At 47.9% G+C, this 20,533-nt stretch carries 22 protein-coding genes and 1 tRNA gene; 21 read left to right on the top strand and 2 right to left on the bottom strand.

Annotated features, from left to right (window positions below):
• From ACN0VA_RS17470 to ACN0VA_RS17410, 13 genes are all read left to right on the top strand, one after another.
• On the top strand, positions 1-88 hold an 88-nt coding region (locus ACN0VA_RS17470; protein ID WP_417822404.1), incomplete at its 5' end, for a hypothetical protein.
• Between the two features lie 70 nt (positions 89-158).
• On the top strand, positions 159-398 hold the full coding sequence (locus ACN0VA_RS17465) for a DUF6500 family protein (RefSeq protein ID WP_417822401.1): 240 nt from the start codon (positions 159-161) through the stop codon (positions 396-398).
• Positions 399-412: 14 nt separating this feature from the next.
• Entirely contained in the window at positions 413-1,141 is a 729-nt protein-coding gene (locus tag ACN0VA_RS17460) for a hypothetical protein (protein WP_417822400.1), read from the top strand.
• 32 nt (positions 1,142-1,173) lie between these two features.
• Positions 1,174-1,992: a VanZ family protein gene (locus ACN0VA_RS17455; protein WP_417822399.1), complete on the top strand. Its 819-nt coding sequence runs from the start codon at positions 1,174-1,176 to the stop codon at positions 1,990-1,992.
• A gap of 236 nt (positions 1,993-2,228) precedes the next feature.
• A tRNA-Trp gene (locus ACN0VA_RS17450) sits at positions 2,229-2,304 on the top strand.
• A gap of 48 nt (positions 2,305-2,352) precedes the next feature.
• A complete protein-coding gene (secE, locus tag ACN0VA_RS17445) occupies positions 2,353-2,541 on the top strand; it encodes a preprotein translocase subunit SecE (protein WP_417822398.1) in 189 nt (62 codons plus the stop codon).
• A gap of 10 nt (positions 2,542-2,551) precedes the next feature.
• Positions 2,552-3,085: a transcription termination/antitermination protein NusG gene (gene nusG / locus ACN0VA_RS17440; RefSeq protein WP_417822397.1), complete on the top strand. Its 534-nt coding sequence runs from the start codon at positions 2,552-2,554 to the stop codon at positions 3,083-3,085.
• 146 nt (positions 3,086-3,231) lie between these two features.
• A complete protein-coding gene (gene rplK / locus ACN0VA_RS17435) occupies positions 3,232-3,660 on the top strand; it encodes a 50S ribosomal protein L11 (protein ID WP_417822396.1) in 429 nt (142 codons plus the stop codon).
• Positions 3,661-3,664: 4 nt separating this feature from the next.
• Complete coding sequence (gene rplA / locus ACN0VA_RS17430) at positions 3,665-4,360, top strand: 50S ribosomal protein L1 (protein WP_188667343.1); 696 nt, start codon at positions 3,665-3,667, stop codon at positions 4,358-4,360.
• Positions 4,361-4,667: 307 nt separating this feature from the next.
• Positions 4,668-5,180 carry a 50S ribosomal protein L10 gene (rplJ, locus tag ACN0VA_RS17425; protein ID WP_417822395.1) on the top strand — a complete coding sequence of 171 codons (513 nt, stop codon included), beginning with the start codon at positions 4,668-4,670 and terminating at the stop codon, positions 5,178-5,180.
• Between the two features lie 58 nt (positions 5,181-5,238).
• The gene (gene rplL / locus ACN0VA_RS17420; protein WP_188667347.1) at positions 5,239-5,610 is read left to right on the top strand and encodes a 50S ribosomal protein L7/L12; all 372 of its coding nucleotides are present in this window, start codon (positions 5,239-5,241) and stop codon (positions 5,608-5,610) included.
• Positions 5,611-5,791: 181 nt separating this feature from the next.
• Positions 5,792-5,971, top strand: a complete 180-nt coding sequence (locus ACN0VA_RS17415; RefSeq protein WP_188667059.1) for a hypothetical protein — start codon at positions 5,792-5,794, stop codon at positions 5,969-5,971.
• The gene (locus ACN0VA_RS17410) at positions 5,968-6,270 is read left to right on the top strand and encodes a DUF1127 domain-containing protein (protein WP_417822403.1); all 303 of its coding nucleotides are present in this window, start codon (positions 5,968-5,970) and stop codon (positions 6,268-6,270) included. The genes ACN0VA_RS17415 and ACN0VA_RS17410 overlap by 4 nt, the downstream gene beginning before the upstream one ends.
• A 63-nt stretch (positions 6,271-6,333) precedes the next feature.
• On the opposite strand, the gene ACN0VA_RS17405 is transcribed toward ACN0VA_RS17410, so the two are convergent.
• Complete coding sequence (locus ACN0VA_RS17405; RefSeq protein ID WP_417822394.1) at positions 6,334-6,483, bottom strand: hypothetical protein; 150 nt, start codon at positions 6,481-6,483, stop codon at positions 6,334-6,336.
• A gap of 103 nt (positions 6,484-6,586) precedes the next feature.
• On the opposite strand from ACN0VA_RS17405, the gene rpoB reads away from it, so the two are divergent.
• Both rpoB and rpoC read left to right on the top strand, forming a co-directional pair.
• Entirely contained in the window at positions 6,587-10,744 is a 4,158-nt protein-coding gene (rpoB, locus tag ACN0VA_RS17400; protein WP_417822393.1) for a DNA-directed RNA polymerase subunit beta, read from the top strand.
• 1 nt (position 10,745) lies between these two features.
• On the top strand, positions 10,746-14,981 hold the full coding sequence (gene rpoC, locus ACN0VA_RS17395) for a DNA-directed RNA polymerase subunit beta' (RefSeq protein WP_417822392.1): 4,236 nt from the start codon (positions 10,746-10,748) through the stop codon (positions 14,979-14,981).
• A gap of 80 nt (positions 14,982-15,061) precedes the next feature.
• Here rpoC and ACN0VA_RS17390 read toward each other — a convergent pair whose 3' ends face one another.
• Complete coding sequence (locus ACN0VA_RS17390) at positions 15,062-15,127, bottom strand: entericidin A/B family lipoprotein (protein ID WP_229734394.1); 66 nt, start codon at positions 15,125-15,127, stop codon at positions 15,062-15,064.
• A 422-nt stretch (positions 15,128-15,549) separates the two neighbouring features.
• On the opposite strand from ACN0VA_RS17390, the gene ACN0VA_RS17385 reads away from it, so the two are divergent.
• From ACN0VA_RS17385 to ACN0VA_RS17360, 6 genes are all read left to right on the top strand, one after another.
• Complete coding sequence (locus ACN0VA_RS17385; RefSeq protein ID WP_417822391.1) at positions 15,550-16,086, top strand: PAS domain-containing protein; 537 nt, start codon at positions 15,550-15,552, stop codon at positions 16,084-16,086.
• Position 16,087: 1 nt separating this feature from the next.
• Positions 16,088-17,233 (top strand): methyl-accepting chemotaxis protein, encoded by a 1,146-nt coding sequence (locus tag ACN0VA_RS17380; protein WP_417822390.1) that lies wholly within the window; start codon positions 16,088-16,090, stop codon positions 17,231-17,233.
• A 208-nt stretch (positions 17,234-17,441) separates the two neighbouring features.
• Positions 17,442-17,813: a 30S ribosomal protein S12 gene (gene rpsL, locus ACN0VA_RS17375; RefSeq protein ID WP_188667071.1), complete on the top strand. Its 372-nt coding sequence runs from the start codon at positions 17,442-17,444 to the stop codon at positions 17,811-17,813.
• 12 nt (positions 17,814-17,825) lie between these two features.
• Positions 17,826-18,296, top strand: coding sequence for a 30S ribosomal protein S7 (rpsG, locus tag ACN0VA_RS17370; protein ID WP_188667073.1), 471 nt, complete (start codon positions 17,826-17,828; stop codon positions 18,294-18,296).
• 15 nt (positions 18,297-18,311) lie between these two features.
• A complete protein-coding gene (fusA, locus tag ACN0VA_RS17365) occupies positions 18,312-20,399 on the top strand; it encodes an elongation factor G (RefSeq protein ID WP_417822389.1) in 2,088 nt (695 codons plus the stop codon).
• Positions 20,400-20,441: 42 nt separating this feature from the next.
• Positions 20,442-20,533: GTP-binding protein (locus tag ACN0VA_RS17360; protein WP_417822402.1), on the top strand; the 92-nt coding region annotated here is incomplete at its 3' end.

The following is a 20,533-nucleotide window of genomic DNA, read 5'->3' as shown; positions in this document are numbered from 1 at the left end:
GATTGCAATGGACGAAGGTCTGCGTTTTGCGATCCGTGAAGGTGGCCGTACAGTCGGCGCGGGCGTTGTGTCCACGATCCTCGACTAATCGACCTCTCACAAGGTTTGAAGAAGGGCCTCCTGCAACGTGCAGGAGGCCTTTTTTATGGGTATTGATTATGGATCAAGCGGGAGGCATGATGAGACAGGAATTAAGAGAGAAGATCATAAATATCTGCACACGTAAAATTAATGAAAAAGGACCGAGTGTGGGTGTGTCTTTTTACGCCTTCTTCGCCAATAAAAACGATGATCCTGAAGCATTGATGGAAGCGGCGACCTGGTGGATAGAAACCCATCAATTAAATCATTTTGAAAAGGCACAAAAAATAAAAGAGATGATAGAACAAGAGCTTTAAACAAGGTTTTTGAAATGAAAATATTTGCAGCGTTAAGAAACCTCATGGCACTTGTTGGCGTGGTCGGTGTGCTTGTCGTTCTGGCAGGCATATATAAGTTTAACATCGTTGGCGATGACGTTGTTATGTTGGAAGAACAGAACGGGCAGGCGGGCATTTTGTTTTCCCAAGCTGCAGGAAAATGGTTTGACCATATCGGAATTTGCCATACCTGTACGCCTGAAAATGGATTTGGCACGGACGGATCGCTGGTTCTGGATGACGGGGTGATTGTCTGGAAAGAGTTCCGTTTGAAAATTTTAAACAAAACGGGCGAAGCGCCTTCATTAAAGGAGCTGCAACAATTTTTCGATACGACATATGCGACGAAAAAAGAGGGCTTCCAGACACAAGTTTTTTTCACAGATGCAGCCTATGAAATTTATGTTCCTGTTGATCAGGAAACAGTAAATCGCGATTTGATGGATCCGACTAGTGCTTTAATGACAAAGTATGATGTCACTGAAATACCCTATGATCAAAACGCGCAACAGCATATTGTTAATCATGCTGAAAGGTTAGCGCGTCGCTTTGCCATGCAAACCGAAATTTTTCAGCAGGACGGTTATGATTTAAAGCTGGAATATGAAGACAGGCCTGTAGATCGCATTTTTGTCTATTCGTTTAAACATTATGGCGATGCGGAAGGAAAATATTCTATTAGGGTCAGGGTTAAAGACGATGGCCTTGTTGTGATCGAATGATTATCGCAGCCTATCGAGGGTGTTGGAGTTGAATGATCTTGAGTTTTTGTGAGAAACCGTTTGCTCTTGCTAGATTGTTACTGCCTATTGCGATTATGTTGTGTGCACAAAACGGTGCGCGTGCATGGCTGTATTTATCACAACACATAGACGGAAAGTGGATTATTGGGGCGGTATCGCTTTTTATCTTCTGTGGGATTGTCTTTTGGGCATATAAACTGGGGCTGACTTTTCACCGATTTTTTTCTGTGCAGATGATATTGGTTGTGGGAGGCCTGGCCCTTTTATTTTGGTTGCCCGATGAACGTTTTATCGTAAAAAAGATACATGTGCCTGAATATATTGCTATCGCATTGGCAAGTTGTTGGGCGCTGCGTCCTTGTCTAAGCAGTGCATTTGGGCTGCTGTCGGCAAGTTTGGCATTTGCAATATTTTTAGGCCTTCACGACGAAGTTATACAAGGGTTTCACCCGGAACGTTATTTTGGTTATTTGGATATTATCGTAAATGGCGGATCTGCGTTTATAGGTGTTTGGTTGGGAAGGTACCTTTTTGAAGGAAGAGTGCCAGATAAAACTGATCAGGAGGTTCGCATTTTATTCGGAGCGTTCCTTTGCTCACTAATTTTTATAATTTTGTTTATTTATCTCTGTTGGTCATACAAAGGGGAGCTGTTACCTGTGTGGGTTGCTCTTCCGGCATTGTTTGCTTGTTGTCCTTATTTCTTTTTATGTCCACGCAAAAAGGTTTCCGCGGATGCGTTCTTTGTTCGTAATACGTTAATTGCCATGACATCTTTATTATCTGTTTATATCCTTATCGGGTATTTTATTTCTTTAAAATTCGATTGATTTGAAGTGAAGCGTTCAGCTTTGGGATTACATGAACGGTTTTTATCCATAATAGCATGGCTTGAAATAGTTCAATAATTCCGGCATGCAGAGAGAACCATTTATGATAGACATAAAAAAGTTTTAAAAATCGACTTTTAGGGCTTGCAAGGGGGCAGGGCAGGTTATATAACGAGCCCCGCTTCAAGTTCTTGACGGTCTTGAAAGCGATTGAGTAATCCCGAATGGGACACTGTAGGAGTGTAGCTCAGTTGGTAGAGCATCGGTCTCCAAAACCGAGTGCCGGGGGTTCGAGTCCCTCCACTCCTGCCATTTTATTGAGACGTATCCGTCACCACTTTTATATTAAGGATTGGTAGCATGGCGAAGTCAGGACCGGCGAAATTTGCCCAAGAAGTTCGTCAGGAAGCAAAGAAAATTACGTGGCCGACCCGCAAAGAAACTTTTGTTTCAACGGGCATGGTTTTTGTCATGGTGTTCTTTGCTGCAATTTTCTTTTTCCTTGTCGATCAGATTTTGTCTACGGCGGTAAAAGCCATCTTTAACTGAGGTAAGACCTATGGCACAAGCACGTTGGTACGTTATCCACGCCTATTCAGGCTTCGAAAACAAGGTGGCGCAATCCATCCTTGAACAAGCTGAGAAAAAAGGCCTGAGCGAATTTTTCGAACAAGTCATCGTTCCGACCGAAGAGGTCGTTGAAATGCGTCGTGGTAGCAAAGTGAATGCGAAGCGCAAATTTTTCCCGGGCTATGTTCTGGCGAAAATGCAGCTGACCGACGAAACATGGAACATGGTGAAGAACACCGCAAAAGTAACGGACTTCCTTGGCGCACAGGGCAAACCCGCACCGATCACTGAAGAAGAAGCCAATCGCATTCTTCATCAGGTGGAAGAAGGTGTTGATCGTCCGCGCAACAGTATCTCTTTCGAGATTGGCGAGGAAGTTCGCGTCATCGATGGTCCGTTTGCATCCTTCAACGGCCTTGTTGAAGATGTTGACGAAGAAAAAGCCCGCTTGAAAGTGTCTGTTTCCATCTTTGGTCGTTCGACCCCGGTGGAGCTGGAATACAACCAAGTGGAAAAAGCTTAAGAAATTTAGAGTTTTTGACTCGACAAGTTTGCGCAGCGTCTGTATAAGGCGCTGCGTTTTGCTTCCAACTGTGAAGCAAATAATCGTGTGGGAGGTCCGTCATAGCCCGACCACGCACCCAGTAACGATATAAACTGAGGTCTATTATGGCTAAAAAAGTTGCAGGCTACATTAAGCTGCAAATCGCTGCCGGCCAGGCAAACCCGTCCCCGCCCGTGGGTCCGGCTTTGGGTCAGGCAGGTCTGAACATTATGGAATTCTGTAAGGCGTTCAACGCTGCGACACAAAAAATGGAACCGGGCACACCGATTCCTGTTGTGATTACAGCTTACCAAGACCGTACTTTCACTTTCGAAACCAAACTTCCGCCGGCATCTTTCTTCATTTTGAAGAAACTGGGCCTGAAGAAAGGTTCTCAAACTCCGGGTCAGGGCTTTATTGCGAAAATTACACACGCGCAATTGGCTGAAATCGCGGAAGAGAAAATCAAAGACATGAACTGCTCAACCATCGAAGCCGCTGTTCAGCAGCTTGCTGGTTCTGCACGTTCTATGGGCGTAGAGGTAGTGGAGTAGGACGATGGCAAAAATTGGTAAACGTCTCAAAGCTGCCTACGAAGGCGTAGATGTTCTTAAGCACTACGGCGTAGCTGAAGCAGTTAAACTCGTTAAAGATGGCGCAAAAGCTAAATTTGACGAAACAATCGAAATCGCAGTGAACCTTGGTGTTGACCCGCGTCACGCAGACCAAATGGTTCGCGGCGTTGTCGGTTTGCCGCACGGTACAGGTAAAACCATGCGCGTTGCTGTTTTCGCACGTGATGCGAAAGCTGAAGAAGCAACAGCGGCTGGTGCTGACCTGGTTGGTGCGGAAGACCTGATGGAAAAAATCCAAAACGGCGAAATGAACTTCGACCGTGTGATTGCAACGCCGGATATGATGGCTGTTGTTGGTCGCTTGGGTAAAGTCCTCGGTCCGCGCGGTTTGATGCCGAACCCGAAACTGGGTACGGTTACACCGAACGTTACTGACGCTGTTAAAGCGGCAAAAGCCGGTGAAGTACAGTTCCGTGTTGAAAAAGCCGGTATCGTACACGCTGGTATCGGCAAGGCTTCTTTCTCTGAAGAGCAAATCGCAGAGAACGTAAAAGCTTTTGTTGAAGCCATTAACAAAGCCAAGCCGACTGGCGCAAAAGGGACTTATTTGAAGGGCGTTGCTATCAGCTCTACAATGGGTGCTGGCGTTAAGCTTGACATTGCTGCTCTGGTCGGTTAAAAGCCGCCTCAGCAAAAAAGAGATTCTTCCGTCCTTTCATTGAAAGGACGGGAGTTGATCGAAAGGTGAAAGACCTTTCGTGACTGTCCAAGACTGAAGGTGCGGGCTTTACCCGTTTAAAAATCGCCTTCATAGACAGAAGTAAAGATTAGGATGTACGCCTTATCGGGCGCGCCTCTCTTGAACTGACCTTCTGTGACAATTTGAGACAGTGGAACCGGGTAGGGGAAATTTTTCCTTTGCTCTTTGTCCATCGGACTTATGTCTGTCTTTCGCGGGCATTCGTCCTAAGTATCGGAGACGATCAGTGAACCGTACCGAGAAAGAAGAACTTGTAGCAGAAATGCGCGAAGTGTTCGCAAACAGCTCTACCGTCGTTGTTTCCCACTATAGTGGTTTGACAGTGGCACAAATGGAAGAGTTACGCGGCAAAATGCGCGAAGCTGGTGCTGGTTTCAAGGTAACGAAAAACCGTCTGACACGTCTCGCTCTTGCTGACAGCAAGTTTGAAGGTCTTAGCGACCTTATGACCGGTCCGACTGCGATTGCGTATTCGGAAGATCCGGTTGCTGCTGCTAAGGCGACCATGGAATTTGCCAAGAAGAATGAAAAACTCATTGTTCTGGGCGGTAGCATGGATGAAAACCTGCTCGATCAGGCTGGTGTGAAAGCTTTGGCTTCCATGCCGTCTCTGGACGAGCTGCGCGGCAAACTTGTTGGCCTGCTTCAAGCTCCGGCTCAGAAGTTGGCTGCTGTTACTCAAGCACCGGCTGGCCAATTGGCTCGCGTATTCGGCGCTTATGGCTCGAGCGACGCGTAAGTCTTACGTGTTTTGATTTTTATTTTTACAGAACTAAAGTTCTAGGAGTTTATGAACAATGGCTGACCTCGATAAGTTGGTTGAAGACCTCTCTGCATTGACTGTTATGGAAGCTGCTGAGCTGTCCAAACTGTTGGAAGACAAATGGGGCGTATCTGCTGCTGCTCCGGTTGCTGTAGCTGCTGCTGCTGGCCCGGCTGCTGAAGCTGCTGAAGAAAAAACTGACTTTGACGTCATCTTGGCTGCTGCTGGCGACAAGAAAATCAACGTCATTAAAGAAGTACGCGCTATCACAGGTCTCGGCCTGAAAGAAGCTAAAGAGCTCGTCGAAGGTGCTCCGAAGCCGGTTAAAGAAGGCGTAGGCAAAGACGAAGCTGAAGAGCTGAAAAAGAAATTGGAAGAAGCTGGCGCAACTGTCGAGCTGAAGTAATTTCTAAAAAGCATCTTGCTTTAGAATTTGCAAAAAGCGGTCTCTGTTTAGAGGCCGCTTTTTCTTTGTGTCTGGGTTGGGAAGAAAGATAGAATTTCTCTAAGTTCGGTACTTGTTTATTTAAAACCCTTCCTCTAAAAGGATAGCGTTCACAGTGTTACCGAATAGAGGAAAAGATAATATGTTAGCTGCAGATCACAGAAAAGTTGCACAATGGCACCTGCGTCAAGCCGAGCTTCACGAAGCATCTGGCGAATACAAATGCGGTTGCCCGATGGGTTCCGAGAATGCACGTATCATCAAGATCGTTGAATCCGGCAAGATCGATGAAGAGAACGAATGTTCTTTGCTTGATAAATAAGCTTTATAGCTTATAGAGCAATTCGCGAAAGCGGTCCTTTTGAGGGCCGCTTTTTTGCTTTCAAGCCATTCACTTTTAATTCTTTAATATGGCCGATTTCTATTGAAATTAGAATTAGAGGGAACAGGGGGCGTGTCTTTTCCCGTCTAATATCCAGCTTTGCCCTTTGGTGTCAGCGTGGAAAAGAGCGTCGCAACTTGCGCAAGCTTAACGACCGTCTGTTACGTGATATCGGTAGATCTCGGGCGGAAGCGACCCGCGAAGGGGATCGACCATTTTGGGAAGGCGATGAGCGATAAGCTTGTCTTCAACATGAGATAAAAGAAAAAAAAACGATTTTCTCTTTACATTTTTTGTCCAGCTTATATAAACAGGACAACAAATCGCTGGGCTGGATTGGATTGATGTATCCGATCCGGCCCGGCTGTCTTTGTCTGTATCGCAGGTGAAGGCATCCTGTGTTGCCCGCCCGGATAGGCCCCGCCGTGGCCGATAAAGTTGGTAACTGTCAAGGAGTTGTCCCCGTCTTGGGGGCTTATGGAACGATGTTGCATTGAGGATTCGGCGACCCGAGGTGCAATTGGTGTCCAACCTGAAAATAACTTGAGGAAAATAATGGCGAATCCGCTAATTAACCGCAAGCGTATCCGTAAGAGCTTCGGTCGTATTCCGACTGTTGCCCCGATGCCGAACCTGATCGAGGTTCAAAAATCTTCCTACGAACATTTCCTGCAAGCCAAAGTAAAGCCGCAAGACCGTATTGATAACGGTTTGGAAGCTGTCTTTAAATCGGTTTTCCCGATTAATGACTTTAGCGAGCGTGGCACGCTGGAATATGTGTCTTACGAATTTGAAGAACCCAAATACGACGTTGAAGAATGTCAGCAACGTGGCATGACGTATTCTGCCCCGTTGAAAATGACCTTACGTTTGGTCGTTTGGGATGTTGACGAAGATACCGGTGCGCGCTCTGTTCGCGACATTAAAGAACAAGATGTTTACATGGGCGATATGCCGTTCATGACATCAAACGGTACGTTCGTTGTCAACGGTACGGAACGTGTTATCGTTTCTCAGATGCACCGTTCACCCGGTGTGTTCTTTGACCACGATAAAGGTAAAACGCACTCCTCAGGTAAATACCTGTTTGCAGCGCGTATCATTCCTTACCGCGGTTCCTGGCTGGATTTTGAATTCGATGCGAAAGACATTTTGTATGTTCGTATCGACCGTCGCCGTAAATTGCCCGTCACTACATTGTTGATGGCACTGGATAACGACGAAACAGCCAACAAACGCAATGCCGGTGAAAATGTTGCACTGGAAGATCGCGTTGGTATGTCTCCAGAAGATATTCTGAATTTCTTCTACACCACCGTGGAATATACACGTGGTAAAAAAGGGTGGCAAACCACGTTTGATGCAGACCGTTTGAAGGGCGTTAAGCTGCTTCACGATGTTGTCGATGCGAAAACAGGCGAAACTGTTCTGACCGTCGGTAAGAAAGTAACGCCGCGTCAAGCCAAGAAATTGGCAGAAGCTGGTGTGAAAGACATTCTGGTCTCTAACGAAGAATTGATTGGTAAGTTCGTTGCCACCGATTTGGTGAACGAGAAAACCGGCGAAATCTTTGTTGAAGCCGGTGGTGAGCTGACAGCGGAATTGCTGGAAGAGTTGGAAAATGCCGGCATGACTGAATTGCCGTTGCTGTCTATCGACCATGTGAACGTTGGTCCGTATATGCGCAATACGCTGTCTGTCGATAAAAACTCTACACGCGAAGAAGCGCTGATTGATATTTACCGTGTAATGCGTCCGGGGGAACCGCCGACCCTTGAGTCCGCAGAAGCGTTGTTCCAAAGCTTGTTCTTTGATCAAGAACGTTACGACCTGTCTGCTGTTGGTCGTGTGAAGATGAACATGCGTCTCGGTTTTGACGATTTGCCCGATACGCTGCGTACATTGCGCCGCGAAGATATTCTGGAAGTTCTGCGTATCCTCGTTGAATTGAAAGATGGTCGTGGCGAAATCGACGATATTGACCACTTGGGGAACCGTCGTGTTCGCTCCGTTGGTGAATTGATGGAAAACCAATACCGTATCGGTCTGCTGCGTATGGAACGTGCGATCAAGGAACGTATGGGATCTGTGGATATTGACACAGTTATGCCGCACGACCTGATCAACGCGAAACCGGCTGCGGCTGCGGTTCGTGAATTCTTCGGTTCTTCGCAGTTGTCACAGTTTATGGACCAAACCAACCCGTTGTCAGAAGTTACGCACAAGCGTCGTCTGTCAGCCTTGGGCCCGGGTGGTCTGACGCGTGAACGTGCGGGCTTCGAAGTTCGTGACGTACACCCGACACACTATGGTCGTATCTGCCCGATTGAAACCCCTGAGGGGCCGAACATTGGTTTGATCAACTCGTTGTCCACTTATGCCCGCGTCAACAAATACGGCTTTATCGAAAGCCCGTATTGTAAAGTTGAAAACGGTCAGGTGACCCATGAAGTGATGTATCTGTCTGCTATGCAGGAAGGTCGTTACACCGTGGCGCAGGCCAATGCGGCTTTGGATGAAAACGGTCGTTTTGTTGATGATCTGGTGTCTTGCCGTCAGGCGGGTGAATATATCATGGCCCGTCCTGAAGATATCACCTTGATCGACGTTTCCCCGAAACAGATTGTCTCTGTCGCCGCAGCGATGATCCCGTTCTTGGAAAACGATGACGCCAACCGTGCCTTGATGGGTTCAAACATGCAACGTCAGGCGGTTCCGCTGCTGCAAGCAGATGCACCGTTGGTCGGTACTGGCATGGAAGAAGTTGTTGCACGCGATTCCGGCGCGGCCATTGTGGCCAAACGTGCTGGTGTGATCGATACCGTTGATGCGACCCGTATCGTGGTTCGTGCCGAAGGTGACGATGCGTCGACTGTCGGTGTTGATATCTATACGTTGAAGAAATTCAAGCGTTCCAACCAAAACACCTGTATCAACCAACGCCCGCTTGTGAAAGTTGGCGATAAGGTTGATGTCGGGACAGTTCTGGCGGATGGTCCGTCAACAGACCTTGGTGATCTGGCGTTGGGTCGTAACGTGCTCGTGGCCTTTATGCCGTGGAACGGTTACAACTTCGAGGATTCCATCCTGATTTCTGAACGTATCGTTCGTGATGACGTCTTTACTTCCATTCACTTGGAAGAATTTGAAGTCATGGCCCGTGATACCAAACTCGGTCAGGAAGAAATCACACGCGATATCCCGAACGTTGGGGAAGAAGCGCTGAAGAACCTCGACGAAGCTGGTATTGTTTATATCGGTGCGGAAGTGAAAGCTGGCGATATTCTCGTTGGTAAAGTGACACCGAAAGGCGAAAGCCCGATGACACCGGAAGAAAAACTTCTGCGTGCGATCTTTGGTGAAAAAGCTTCTGATGTGCGTGATACGTCCTTGCGTATGCCTCCGGGTGCAACGGGGACTGTTGTTGAAGTTCGCGTCTTTAACCGCCGTGGTGTGGAAAAAGACGAACGTGCTTTGGCAATTGAACGCTCTGAAATCGAACGTCTTGCAAAAGACCGTGATGACGAACGTAAAATTCACGAACGGAACCTGGCTGCGCGTATGAAATCGACTGTTGTCGGTCAAATCGCAGTTGCCGGCCCGAATGGTATGGAAACAGGTGTGCCGATTACCGAAGAAATGCTTGATGCATTTAATCCGGGTCAGTTGGTTCATGTTTCTGTTGAAGATGATGCCGTTCAGTCTGACGTTGAGTCTTTGAAAAAGCACTTTGACGACGGTATTTCTGCCGTTCAGGAACGCTTTGAAAACAAAGTTGAAAAACTGCAACGTGGTGATGAATTGCCGCCGGGCGTGATGAAGATGGTTAAAGTCTTCGTTGCGATCAAGCGTAAGCTGCAACCGGGTGATAAAATGGCCGGTCGTCACGGGAACAAAGGGGTTATCTCCCGCATCGTTCCTATGGAAGACATGCCGTATTCTGAAGACGGTACGCCGGTTGATGTCGTACTGAACCCGTTGGGTGTGCCTTCACGTATGAACGTTGGTCAGATCCTTGAAACGCATTTGGGTTGGGCTGCTGCCGGTCTGGGTCGCCAAATTGGTGAACAACTGGATGCTGCCAAGCGTAGCGGTGCTTACGACGGTGTTCGTGAAAAGCTGCAATATGCGTATGGCGACGACATCTACAACGAATATGTTGTCGAGATGGATGATGCTGAAGTGGACGAATTGGCAGGTAACCTGCGCAAGGGTGTCCCGATGGCAACACCGGTCTTTGATGGTGCGACACAGGATGACATTTCCAAGCATTTGGAAATGGCGGGTTATGCCTCTTCTGGTCAATCCACACTGTATGACGGCCGTACGGGGGATCAGTTCCACCGTCAGGTTACAGTGGGTTACATCTACATGTTGAAACTGCACCACTTGGTTGATGACAAACTGCACGCGCGTTCTATCGGCCCGTACAGCTTGGTCACGCAACAGCCGTTGGGTGGTAAAGCCCAGTTCGGTGGTCAGCGCTTCGGTGAGATGGAAGTGTGGGCACTGGAAGCTTACGGTGCGGCTTACACCTTGCAGGAAATGCTCACGGTTAAGTCTGATGACGTTTCCGGTCGTACGAAAGTTTACGAAGCGATCGTACGTGGTGAAGACTCCTTCGAAGCCGGTATTCCGGAATCCTTCAACGTCTTGGTCAAAGAACTGCAAGCTCTCGGCCTGAACGTCAACATGAACCAAGGGAATTACTAATATGTCGGAATTGATGAAATTCTTTGGGCAGGTTAGCGGCGCTCAACAGTTCGATAATCTGCAAATCAATATCGCAAGTCCGGAGAAAATCCGCTCTTGGTCCTACGGCGAAATTAAAAAGCCGGAAACGATCAACTACCGTACGTTCAAACCGGAACGTGATGGTTTGTTCTGTGCGCGTATCTTCGGCCCGGTCAAAGATTACGAGTGCTTGTGCGGTAAATATAAACGCATGAAGTACAAAGGCATCGTCTGTGAAAAGTGCGGTGTTGAAGTAACTTTGACCAAAGTCCGTCGTGAACGTATGGGCCATATTGAACTGGCGGCGCCTGTTGCGCATATCTGGTTCTTGAAATCCCTGCCGTCACGTATCGGCCTGTTGCTGGATATGACCCTGAAAGATCTGGAACGTGTTCTCTATTTCGAGAACTTCGTTGTGATCGAACCGGGTCTGACTCCGCTGAAGCAAAAAGAATTGCTGAGCGAAGAACAGTACACAAATGCGGTTGAAGAATACGGTCAGGATGCCTTTACTGCCGGTATCGGTGCGGAAGCAATCCGCGATATGCTGGCTGAAATCCATCTGGAAGACGAATTGGAAGATCTGCGTCAAGAACTGCGCGATACCAATTCTGAAGCCAAGCGTAAGAAGCTGGTGAAGCGTCTGAAGCTGGTTGAAGCTTTCATGGAATCCGGTTCTCGTCCGGAATGGATGATCTTGGAAGTCGTTCCGGTCATTCCGCCGGAATTGCGTCCGTTGGTTCCGTTGGATGGCGGTCGTTTTGCGACGTCTGATCTGAACGATCTTTATCGTCGTGTGATCAACCGTAACAACCGTTTGAAACGACTGATCGAATTGCGTGCTCCGGAAATCATCGTACGTAACGAAAAACGTATGTTGCAGGAATCCGTTGATGCGTTGTTTGATAACAGCCGTCGCTCACGTCCGATTACAGGTGCGAACAAGCGTCCGTTGAAATCTCTTTCCGATATGCTGAAAGGGAAGCAAGGTCGTTTCCGTCAAAACCTGTTGGGTAAACGCGTCGATTATTCTGGTCGTTCCGTTATCGTGGTTGGCCCGGAACTGATGCTTCATCAGTGCGGTCTGCCGAAGAAAATGGCACTGGAACTGTTCAAACCGTTTATCTATGCGAAACTGGAACTGTACGGTATGGCAACCACCATTAAGGCGGCCAAACGTATGGTGGAAAAAGAACGTCCGGAAGTTTGGGATATCCTCGAAGAAGTTATCCGTGAACACCCGGTTATGCTGAACCGTGCACCGACATTGCACCGTCTTGGCATTCAAGCGTTCGAACCGACATTGGTTGAAGGTAAAGCGATCCAGTTGCACCCGCTTGTTTGTACAGCCTTTAACGCTGACTTCGACGGTGACCAAATGGCGGTTCACGTACCGCTTTCTTTGGAAGCACAGCTTGAAGCCCGTGTCTTGATGATGTCTACAAACAACATCTTGCAACCGGCCTCTGGTAAGCCGATTATCGTGCCGTCTCAGGATATCGTTCTCGGTATCTATTATCTTTCCATGGAATTGGAAGGCGAGAAGGGCGAAGGCATGGCGTTCTCCGGTGTGGGTGAAATTCACCAGGCACTTGATAACGATGCGGTTAGTCTGCATGCGAAAGTAACGTGTCGTTACCGCACGATTGATGCGGACGGTAACGAAATCGTGGAACGTGTGGAAACGACACCGGGCCGCATGTTGCTGTCTGAATTGTTGCCGCGTGATCCGAAGGTTCCGTTCTCCTTGATCAACAAGTTGTTGACCAAGAAAGATGTCTCTAACGTGATCGGTGAAGTGTATCGCCACGTTGGTCAGAAAGAGACGGTTATTTTCTGTGACCGTATCATGGGTCTCGGTTTCAAATGGGCTTGTAAAGCCGGTATTTCCTTCGGTAAAGACGATATGGTTATCCCGGAAGCCAAAGCCCGTTTGGTTGATGAAACCAAAGATGCGGTGAAAGAGTTCGAACGTCAGTATATGGACGGTTTGATTACTCAGCGTGAGAAATACAACAAAGTTGTCGATGCATGGTCACACTGTAACGATCAGGTGACCAGCGAGATGATGGCGGAAATTTCCCGTGTTGAGCCGGGCGTTCCGATCAACTCCGTTTACATGATGGCGCACTCTGGTGCCCGTGGTTCTACAGCTCAGATGCGTCAGCTTGGCGGTATGCGTGGTTTGATGGCGAAACCGTCTGGTGAGATCATTGAAACACCGATTATCGCGAACTTTAAAGAAGGCCTGAGCGTTCTTGAGTACTTCAACTCCACACACGGTGCCCGTAAGGGTCTTGCCGATACGGCGTTGAAAACAGCGAACTCTGGTTACTTGACCCGTCGTCTGGTTGACGTTGCACAAGATTGCATCATCTTCGAAGACGATTGCGGGACAGAAAACGGTCTGACGACCCGTGCGGTTATGGATGGCGGCGACGAAATCGTCAGCCTTTATGAACGCATCCTTGGTCGTTCTGCCGGCGAAGACATCATGCATCCTGAAACAGGCGAAGTTCTCCTTCCGGCCGGTGGCCTGATTGAGGAAGAAGAAGCCGCTATGATTGAGGCTGCCGGTGTTGAAACCGTCAAGATCCGTTCCGTTCTGACCTGTGAAGCTGAAAACGGTGTTTGTGCGACATGTTATGGTCGTGACCTTGCCCGTAACACGAAGGTAAACCGTGGCGAAGCGGTCGGCGTTATCGCTGCCCAGTCTATCGGTGAGCCGGGGACACAGTTGACCATGCGTACGTTCCACATCGGTGGGGCCGCGCAACGTGGTGCCGAACAAAACAGCATTGAGACTTCTCACGATGGTACGATCCAATTGATCAGCTGCCAGACGGTTAAGAACTCTTCCGGTATTGATACGGTTATGAGCCGTAACACCGAAATGTTGTTGATCGACAACGCAGGTAAAGAGCGCGCCCGTCACCGTATCCAGTATGGTGCCAAACTGTTCGTAACCGATAAGCAAAAGGTCGAACGTGGTACGAAACTGGCGGAATGGGATCCGCACACTCTGCCGGTTCTGACAGAAGTCAACGGTACTGTGAAGTATGTTGACCTTATGGATGGTGTTTCCATTGCCGAACAAACGGACGAAGCAACAGGTATTGCTTCTAAAGTTATCGTGGATTGGAAATCCTTGCCGGCGGGTGCTGAGTTACGTCCGCACTTGGCAATCGTTGATGAAAACGGCAACCTTCAAAACCTTGCAAGCGGTAACGAAGCGAAATACTACGTTTCCGTTGATGCGGTTCTGTCTGTAAGCGACGGCGACGTTGTTCACGCCGGTGACACCTTGGCACGTATCCCGCGGGAATCTGCGAAGACACGTGACATTACAGGTGGTCTGCCGCGGGTTGCGGAATTGTTCGAAGCCCGTAAGCCGAAAGATCACGCGATTATCTCTGATATTGATGGTCGTGTTACCTTCGGTAAGGATTACAAGAACAAACGTCGTATTGTCGTGACACCGGAAGGTGATGATGCTGAACCGATGGAATTCCTTGTTCCCAAGGGTAAGCACATTTCTGTTCAAGAAGGTGACTACGTTCGTAAAGGTGATCCGTTGATGGATGGTAGCCCGGTTCCCCATGATATCCTGCGTGTTAAGGGTGTTGAGGCACTGGCTGAGTTCCTGATTGCAGAAATTCAGGAAGTTTACCGTCTGCAAGGGGTTATGATTAACGATAAGCACATTGAAACCATTGCACGTCAGATGTTGCAGAAAGTGGAAATCACCGAACCGGGTGACACAACCTTCTTGGTTGGGGAACAAGTGGATCGTGTTGAATTCCGTCGTGAAAACAAGAAAGCGGAAGAACGTGGCGATCGTATCGCTGCAGGGCAACCGATCTTGCTTGGTATCACAAAAGCTTCTCTGCAAACGCAATCTTTCATCTCTGCAGCGTCTTTCCAGGAAACAACACGCGTTCTTACCGAAGCTGCTGTTTCCGGCAAGAAAGATTACTTGTTGGGCCTGAAAGAGAACGTCATCGTGGGTCGTTTGATCCCGGCAGGGACAGGTGCTTACATGAACAAAATCCGTCAGGTTGCTGCTGAGCGTGATCGTGAAGCCGGTTATGTACCGGAACACGAACAGGCTGCAGCTGCAGCAGCGGCGGCACAAGCTGAAGCAGAAGCTGCACATGCAGCGGCTTTGCCAGGTGCAGAAGGTGTATCAGACGCACCGTTAGCGCCTGCTGAGTAAGCAAAGGCTAAACACTAAAAAGCCGGGTAGAACGATTTGTTCTGCCCGGCTTTTTTCGTTTATATACTGGTGTTTGGAGTTTATTTTTTTGCTTTCTCTTCAATCCATTGCCCCGCCTTTTGCACGTCTTCACCAACACCTTCCATAGTGTTACAGGCAGACAATGAGAGAAGAAAAGACAGAGTTAAACACAGGTATATTATGTTTCTCCGATAAGGCATGTATGGACCCTTTCTTTTTATGTCAGTTTTGATATACGCTTTTTAATCTGTTCGAGAAGATTAATACGACTATAAAACCAGCTTCAAGAGAATATATTTAACAGGTCTGTTGATCGGGGAAAAAGAGGAGTGTTGAAAACTTAAAATTGTTTCCTATTTGAAGGAAATAAATATAAAAAATATGTAACGTAGAGATTGAGGATAGACAACTCTGGATTGTGGGTCTTATATATTAGAATAGACAGTGTGTTGGTTCTTACGGACATTTCTTCTGTATGTACATGCTTGAGATACAAGTACGAGTGAATTAATTGAACAAAAAAATCTGTGTAAACAGGGATAAAAATATGGGACTCTATGGAAATCCAGAACTAACTGGTAAAGAACGTTTTTTTGATAAAAATGATGTCATTGTTTCGAAAACAGATACAAAAGGGATTATTACTTACGCGAACCGAACATTTGCACATATTGCAGGGATATCTGCACGCGATGTGGTTGGAAAAAATCATAATGTAATTCGTCACCCTCATATGCCACGCTGCATTTTTAAATTTTTGTGGGATACAATCGCGACAGGGCAAGAAGTCTTTGCCTATGTTATCAACCGTGCTGTCAACGGTGATCATTATTGGGTTTTAGCTCATGTAACCCCTAGCTTTGATTTGTCCGGGAATATCGTTGGTTATCACAGCAACAGACGTGTGCCGGATAAAGAAATCGTTACTTCATCCATTATTCCTCTTTATGACAACCTTTTGAAGTTGGAGCAAAGTTATGCATCTCCCAAAGAGGGGATGAATGCCGCAATGGCAGAGGTGGTCAAATTAATTGAAAGCAGTGGTAAGGAATACAATCACCTTATTTTGTCGATGGGAGGTTAAGATGTTCGTAAAGCAGGATCAAATTAACCATGCGATTAATGAGCTCAGACAGGTTTTGCAAGGGGATTTCGAAGTTCGGATTACAGATATCCGCGGTGAAGGCGGGGTAAATGAGCTGCTGTATCTGATGAATGATATTATTGATCGCTGTGATGCTTTTATGCGGGAATCTTCGGCATGCACCCAGCATGTTGCGCAAAATAAATATTGGCGCAAAATTGTCATGGAGGGGATGTTAGGTGATTATAAGGTTGCCAGTCAAAAGGTGAATAGCGCCGTTGAAGCTATGGGGCATAAGGTTGACGTTTTTTCAGATACATTGAACCACTTCGAAGAAGGTGTCCTAAAGGTTTCTGCAACAGTGAGTGAAACTTCTGAAGAAGTCGAAGACGCAGCACGCGGCATGGAACGTATTGCGGAATGTACAGCGCAGAATTCAACAGAGGTCGCAGAAGCTGCAGAACGGGCGACGCAAAATGCGCAGACGGTTTCTGCCGCATCGGAAGAGTTGAGCGCATCAATTAATGAAATAAGCGAACAAGTGAGCAAGGCTTCAGAAATCACGCTACTTGCCCAAACAGACAGTGAACGGATTGCACAAGAAGTCCAAAACTTATCAACATCGTCAGATCAAATTACGTCGGTGGTTAATCTTATTCGCGAAATTTCAAATCAAACCAACATGCTGGCTTTGAATGCGACGATTGAAGCCGCGCGAGCAGGGGATGCCGGGAAAGGTTTTGCTGTCGTTGCAACAGAAGTGAAAGAACTTGCTAACCAGACATCTTTGGCGACGGACCAAATCGAAGCGCAGGTCAAGTCTATTCAGGAGGCGACACAACAGACCGTGGATGGTATCGAGAAAATTGTCTCTCAGGTCGATTATATCGCGCAATCCAATGAGTCGGTTGCGGCGGCCGTTCAGGAACAAACGGCGGCGACAAGTGAAATTGCGCGGAGTATTGAGCAGGCAGCCAATGGTACGCAAGATGTGAATGTTAAGATTTCAGATGTTGCCGATGGCGCGCGTGAGACTGGCGAGGCCTCGCATTTAGTGCAAAGAAAGTCGGATGTTCTGTTGAAGGAGTCTCAAAAGCTTTGTGACGAAATTAACAGTTTTATGAAGCAGGCGCGTACCGTGATGTAGTTTTGCTTGACAAAACCTCAGAAATCCATAGGATGCCCCGCCTATTGAGTGGTGGAGTCTATCTTTTTTTTGATAGGGTTCACATTGTTGTAACAGGAACGTTATAGCATCCGCCGAAATTATCTGACGGGAAGGGAAGCCAGACCGTTAGTTTTTTGTTGTTTTAGCGCGCTGTACCGTTGCGAGTGTGTCAAGGAATACACTGCTTATGCCTACTATTAACCAATTGATCCGCAAATCGCGTAAAGCGAAGCCGGTTCGTAACATGGTTCCTGCTATGGAAGCATGTCCGCAAAAACGTGGCGTTTGTACGCGCGTCTATACGACTACTCCCAAAAAGCCGAACTCAGCCCTTCGTAAGGTTGCCCGTGTGCGCCTGACTAACGGTTATGAAGTTTCGTCTTACATCCCGGGTGAAGGTCACAACCTGCAAGAACACTCTGTCGTGATGATCCGCGGCGGCCGTGTAAAAGATTTGCCGGGTGTTCGTTACCACATCATTCGCGGTACTTTGGATACACAAGGTCTTCAAGACCGTCGCCAACGTCGTTCTAAATACGGCGCGAAGCGTCCGAAATAAGGGGAATAGGATATGTCTCGTAGACGCGCTGCTGAAAAGCGTATCGTTCTGCCTGATGCGAAGTACGGTGATATCGTACTGACCAAATTCATGAACGGTTTGATGCTCGACGGTAAAAAATCTGCCGCTGAGAAAATTGTATATGGTGCTTTGGAAAATATGGAAAAGAAAACCGGTAATGATCCGGTTGCTCAATTCCATGAAGCTCTGGAAAATGTTAAGCCTGCTGTCGAAGTACGTTCGCGTCGTGTCGGTGGTGCTACATACCAGGTTCCGGTTGAAGTTCGTGCGACACGCCGTCAGGCGCTTGCCATTCGCTGGATCATTGATGCTTCCCGTAAGCGTAGCGAAAACACTATGGCTGACCGTTTGACTGGCGAATTGCTGGACGCGGCACAAAACCGTGGTGCTGCCGTTAAGAAACGTGAAGACACTCACCGTATGGCGGAAGCCAACAAAGCCTTCTCTCACTATCGCTGGTAAGGACGGACATTTTTCATGTCGAAATCATATCCTTTGGAGAAGTATCGTAATATCGGCATCATGGCTCACATTGATGCAGGTAAAACGACTACTACTGAACGAATTCTGTACTACACCGGTAAATCTTATAAGATTGGTGAAGTGCACGACGGTAACGCGACCATGGACTGGATGGAGCAGGAGCAAGAACGTGGGATCACGATCACTTCCGCTGCGACCACGACTTTCTGGCGCGATCACCGTGTAAACATCATTGACACACCCGGTCACGTGGACTTTACCATTGAGGTAGAGCGTTCTTTGCGTGTACTCGATGGTGCGGTTTGTGTGTTTGACTCCGTTGCCGGTGTTGAACCGCAATCTGAAACTGTTTGGCGTCAGGCTGACAAATACAACGTACCGCGTATGTGTTTTGTCAACAAAATGGACCGTATGGGCGCAGATTTCTACCGTTGTGTAGATATGATCGTTGATCGCCTCGGTGCTGTTCCGCTGGTTACGCAATTGCCGGTCGGTGCTGAAGCTGACTATGCGGGTCATGTTGATTTGATCAAAATGAAAGCGGCTATCTGGTCTGGTGAAGAACTCGGTGCGCAATTCGATTATGTGGATATTCCTGCTGAACTCGCTGACAAAGCTGCTGAATACCGTATGCGTCTCGTTGAAACGGCTGTTGAGCAAGACGACGATGCTATGGAAGCATACCTCGAAGGTAACGAGCCGGACGAAGAAACACTGATCAAATGTATCCGTAAAGGGACAATTGGTCTGGCGTTTGTACCGGTTCTGTGTGGTACTGCCTTTAAAAACAAAGGCGTTCAGCCGCTTCTCGACGCTGTAATCGATTATATGCCGGCTCCGACCGACATTTCTGCGATCCGTGGTGTTGATGCGAAAGACCCAGAAAAAGAAATCACGCGTCCGAACTCTGTTGACGCGCCGTTCTCTGCTCTGGCTTTCAAAATCATGAACGACCCGTTCGTTGGTTCACTGACATTTGCCCGAATTTACTCTGGTAAACTCGAAGCCGGTTCTTACGTGATGAACACGGTTAAAGGCAAAAAAGAACGTATCGGCCGTATGCTGTTGATGCATTCTGCGGAACGGGAAGAAATCAAAGAAGCTGCTGCTGGTGATATCGTTGCCTTGGTTGGTTTGAAAGACACAACAACAGGGGATACCCTGTGCGCGAGTGATAGTCAGGTTATTCTGGAACGTATGGAGTTCCCGGAACCGGTTATCGAAATCGCTGTTGAGCCGAAATCAAAAGCCGACCAGGAAAAAATGGGTATCGCTCTGGCTCGTCTGGCTGCGGAAGATCCGTCTTTCCGCGTGAAGACAGACCACGAGACAGGTCAAACTGTTATTTCCGGTATGGGCGAATTGCACCTCGACATTCTTGTTGATCGTATGAAGCGTGAATTCAAGGTCGAAGCAAACGTCGGTGCGCCGCAGGTTGCTTATCGTGAATCCTTCGGTCAGGAAGTGACCGTTGATTACACGCACAAGAAACAGTCCGGTGGTTCTGGTCAGTACGCGCGCGTACAGATCAAATTCGAACCGATGGATGCAAACGGCGAAGAGCAATTTGAATTCAAGAGCTCTATCGTTGGTGGTAACGTACCGCGTGAATATGTTCCGGGTGTTGAAAAAGGTCTTTCAACTTCTATGGAAGCTGGTGCGATTGCCGGGTTCCCGGTTGTCGGCGTTCGTGCAGAACTGTTTGACGGTGCTTATCACGATGTTGACTCCTCTGTTCTGGCCTTCGAAATTGCAGCCCGCGCTGCATTCCGTCAGGCGATGAGAGAATCCAAACCGAAACTGCTTGAACCTATGATGAAAGTCGAAGTTGTTACGCCTGAAGAATATATGGGTGACATCATCGGTGACCTGAACTCCCGTCGTGGTCAGGTCGGTTCTATGGACCAACGCGGTATCGCTCGTGTCGTTACAGCCAACGTTCCGCTTGCCAACATGTTTGGTTATGTGAACAACCTGCGTTCCTTGTCTCAAGGCCGCGCACAGTTCACTATGCAGTTCGATCACTACTCAGAAGTGCCGAACAACGTTGCTGAAGAAATCAAAGAAAAGCTGGCCGGTTAATCCGGTCCAGCTTACCTAAATTTTAATTGGAGTTACTTAGTTATGGCTAAGGCAAAGTTTGAACGTAATAAACCGCACTGTAACATTGGTACCGTAGGCCACGTTGACCACGGTAAAACCACGCTGACAGCTGC

It is taken from the genome of Terasakiella sp. (assembly GCF_048267425.1).
Taxonomy (GTDB): domain Bacteria; phylum Pseudomonadota; class Alphaproteobacteria; order Rhodospirillales; family Terasakiellaceae; genus Terasakiella.
Note: the sequence above shows the minus strand (reverse complement) of the source record. Positions and strands in the feature narration are given on the sequence as shown.

Bases quoted from the DNA above. Each gene is read 5' to 3' on its own strand.
- ACN0VA_RS17465 (WP_417822401.1), top strand. From the start codon at position 159: ATGGATCAAGCGGGAGGCATGATGAGACAGGAATTAAGAGAGAAGATC.
- ACN0VA_RS17460 (WP_417822400.1), top strand. From the start codon at position 413: ATGAAAATATTTGCAGCGTTAAGAAACCTCATGGCACTTGTTGGCGTG.
- ACN0VA_RS17455 (WP_417822399.1), top strand. From the start codon at position 1,174: ATGATCTTGAGTTTTTGTGAGAAACCGTTTGCTCTTGCTAGATTGTTA.
- secE (WP_417822398.1), top strand. From the start codon at position 2,353: ATGGCGAAGTCAGGACCGGCGAAATTTGCCCAAGAAGTTCGTCAGGAA.
- nusG (WP_417822397.1), top strand. From the start codon at position 2,552: ATGGCACAAGCACGTTGGTACGTTATCCACGCCTATTCAGGCTTCGAA.
- rplK (WP_417822396.1), top strand. From the start codon at position 3,232: ATGGCTAAAAAAGTTGCAGGCTACATTAAGCTGCAAATCGCTGCCGGC.
- rplA (WP_188667343.1), top strand. From the start codon at position 3,665: ATGGCAAAAATTGGTAAACGTCTCAAAGCTGCCTACGAAGGCGTAGAT.
- rplL (WP_188667347.1), top strand. From the start codon at position 5,239: ATGGCTGACCTCGATAAGTTGGTTGAAGACCTCTCTGCATTGACTGTT.
- ACN0VA_RS17415 (WP_188667059.1), top strand. From the start codon at position 5,792: ATGTTAGCTGCAGATCACAGAAAAGTTGCACAATGGCACCTGCGTCAA.
- rpoB (WP_417822393.1), top strand. From the start codon at position 6,587: ATGGCGAATCCGCTAATTAACCGCAAGCGTATCCGTAAGAGCTTCGGT.
- rpoC (WP_417822392.1), top strand. From the start codon at position 10,746: ATGTCGGAATTGATGAAATTCTTTGGGCAGGTTAGCGGCGCTCAACAG.
- ACN0VA_RS17385 (WP_417822391.1), top strand. From the start codon at position 15,550: ATGGGACTCTATGGAAATCCAGAACTAACTGGTAAAGAACGTTTTTTT.
- ACN0VA_RS17380 (WP_417822390.1), top strand. From the start codon at position 16,088: ATGTTCGTAAAGCAGGATCAAATTAACCATGCGATTAATGAGCTCAGA.
- rpsL (WP_188667071.1), top strand. From the start codon at position 17,442: ATGCCTACTATTAACCAATTGATCCGCAAATCGCGTAAAGCGAAGCCG.
- rpsG (WP_188667073.1), top strand. From the start codon at position 17,826: ATGTCTCGTAGACGCGCTGCTGAAAAGCGTATCGTTCTGCCTGATGCG.
- fusA (WP_417822389.1), top strand. From the start codon at position 18,312: ATGTCGAAATCATATCCTTTGGAGAAGTATCGTAATATCGGCATCATG.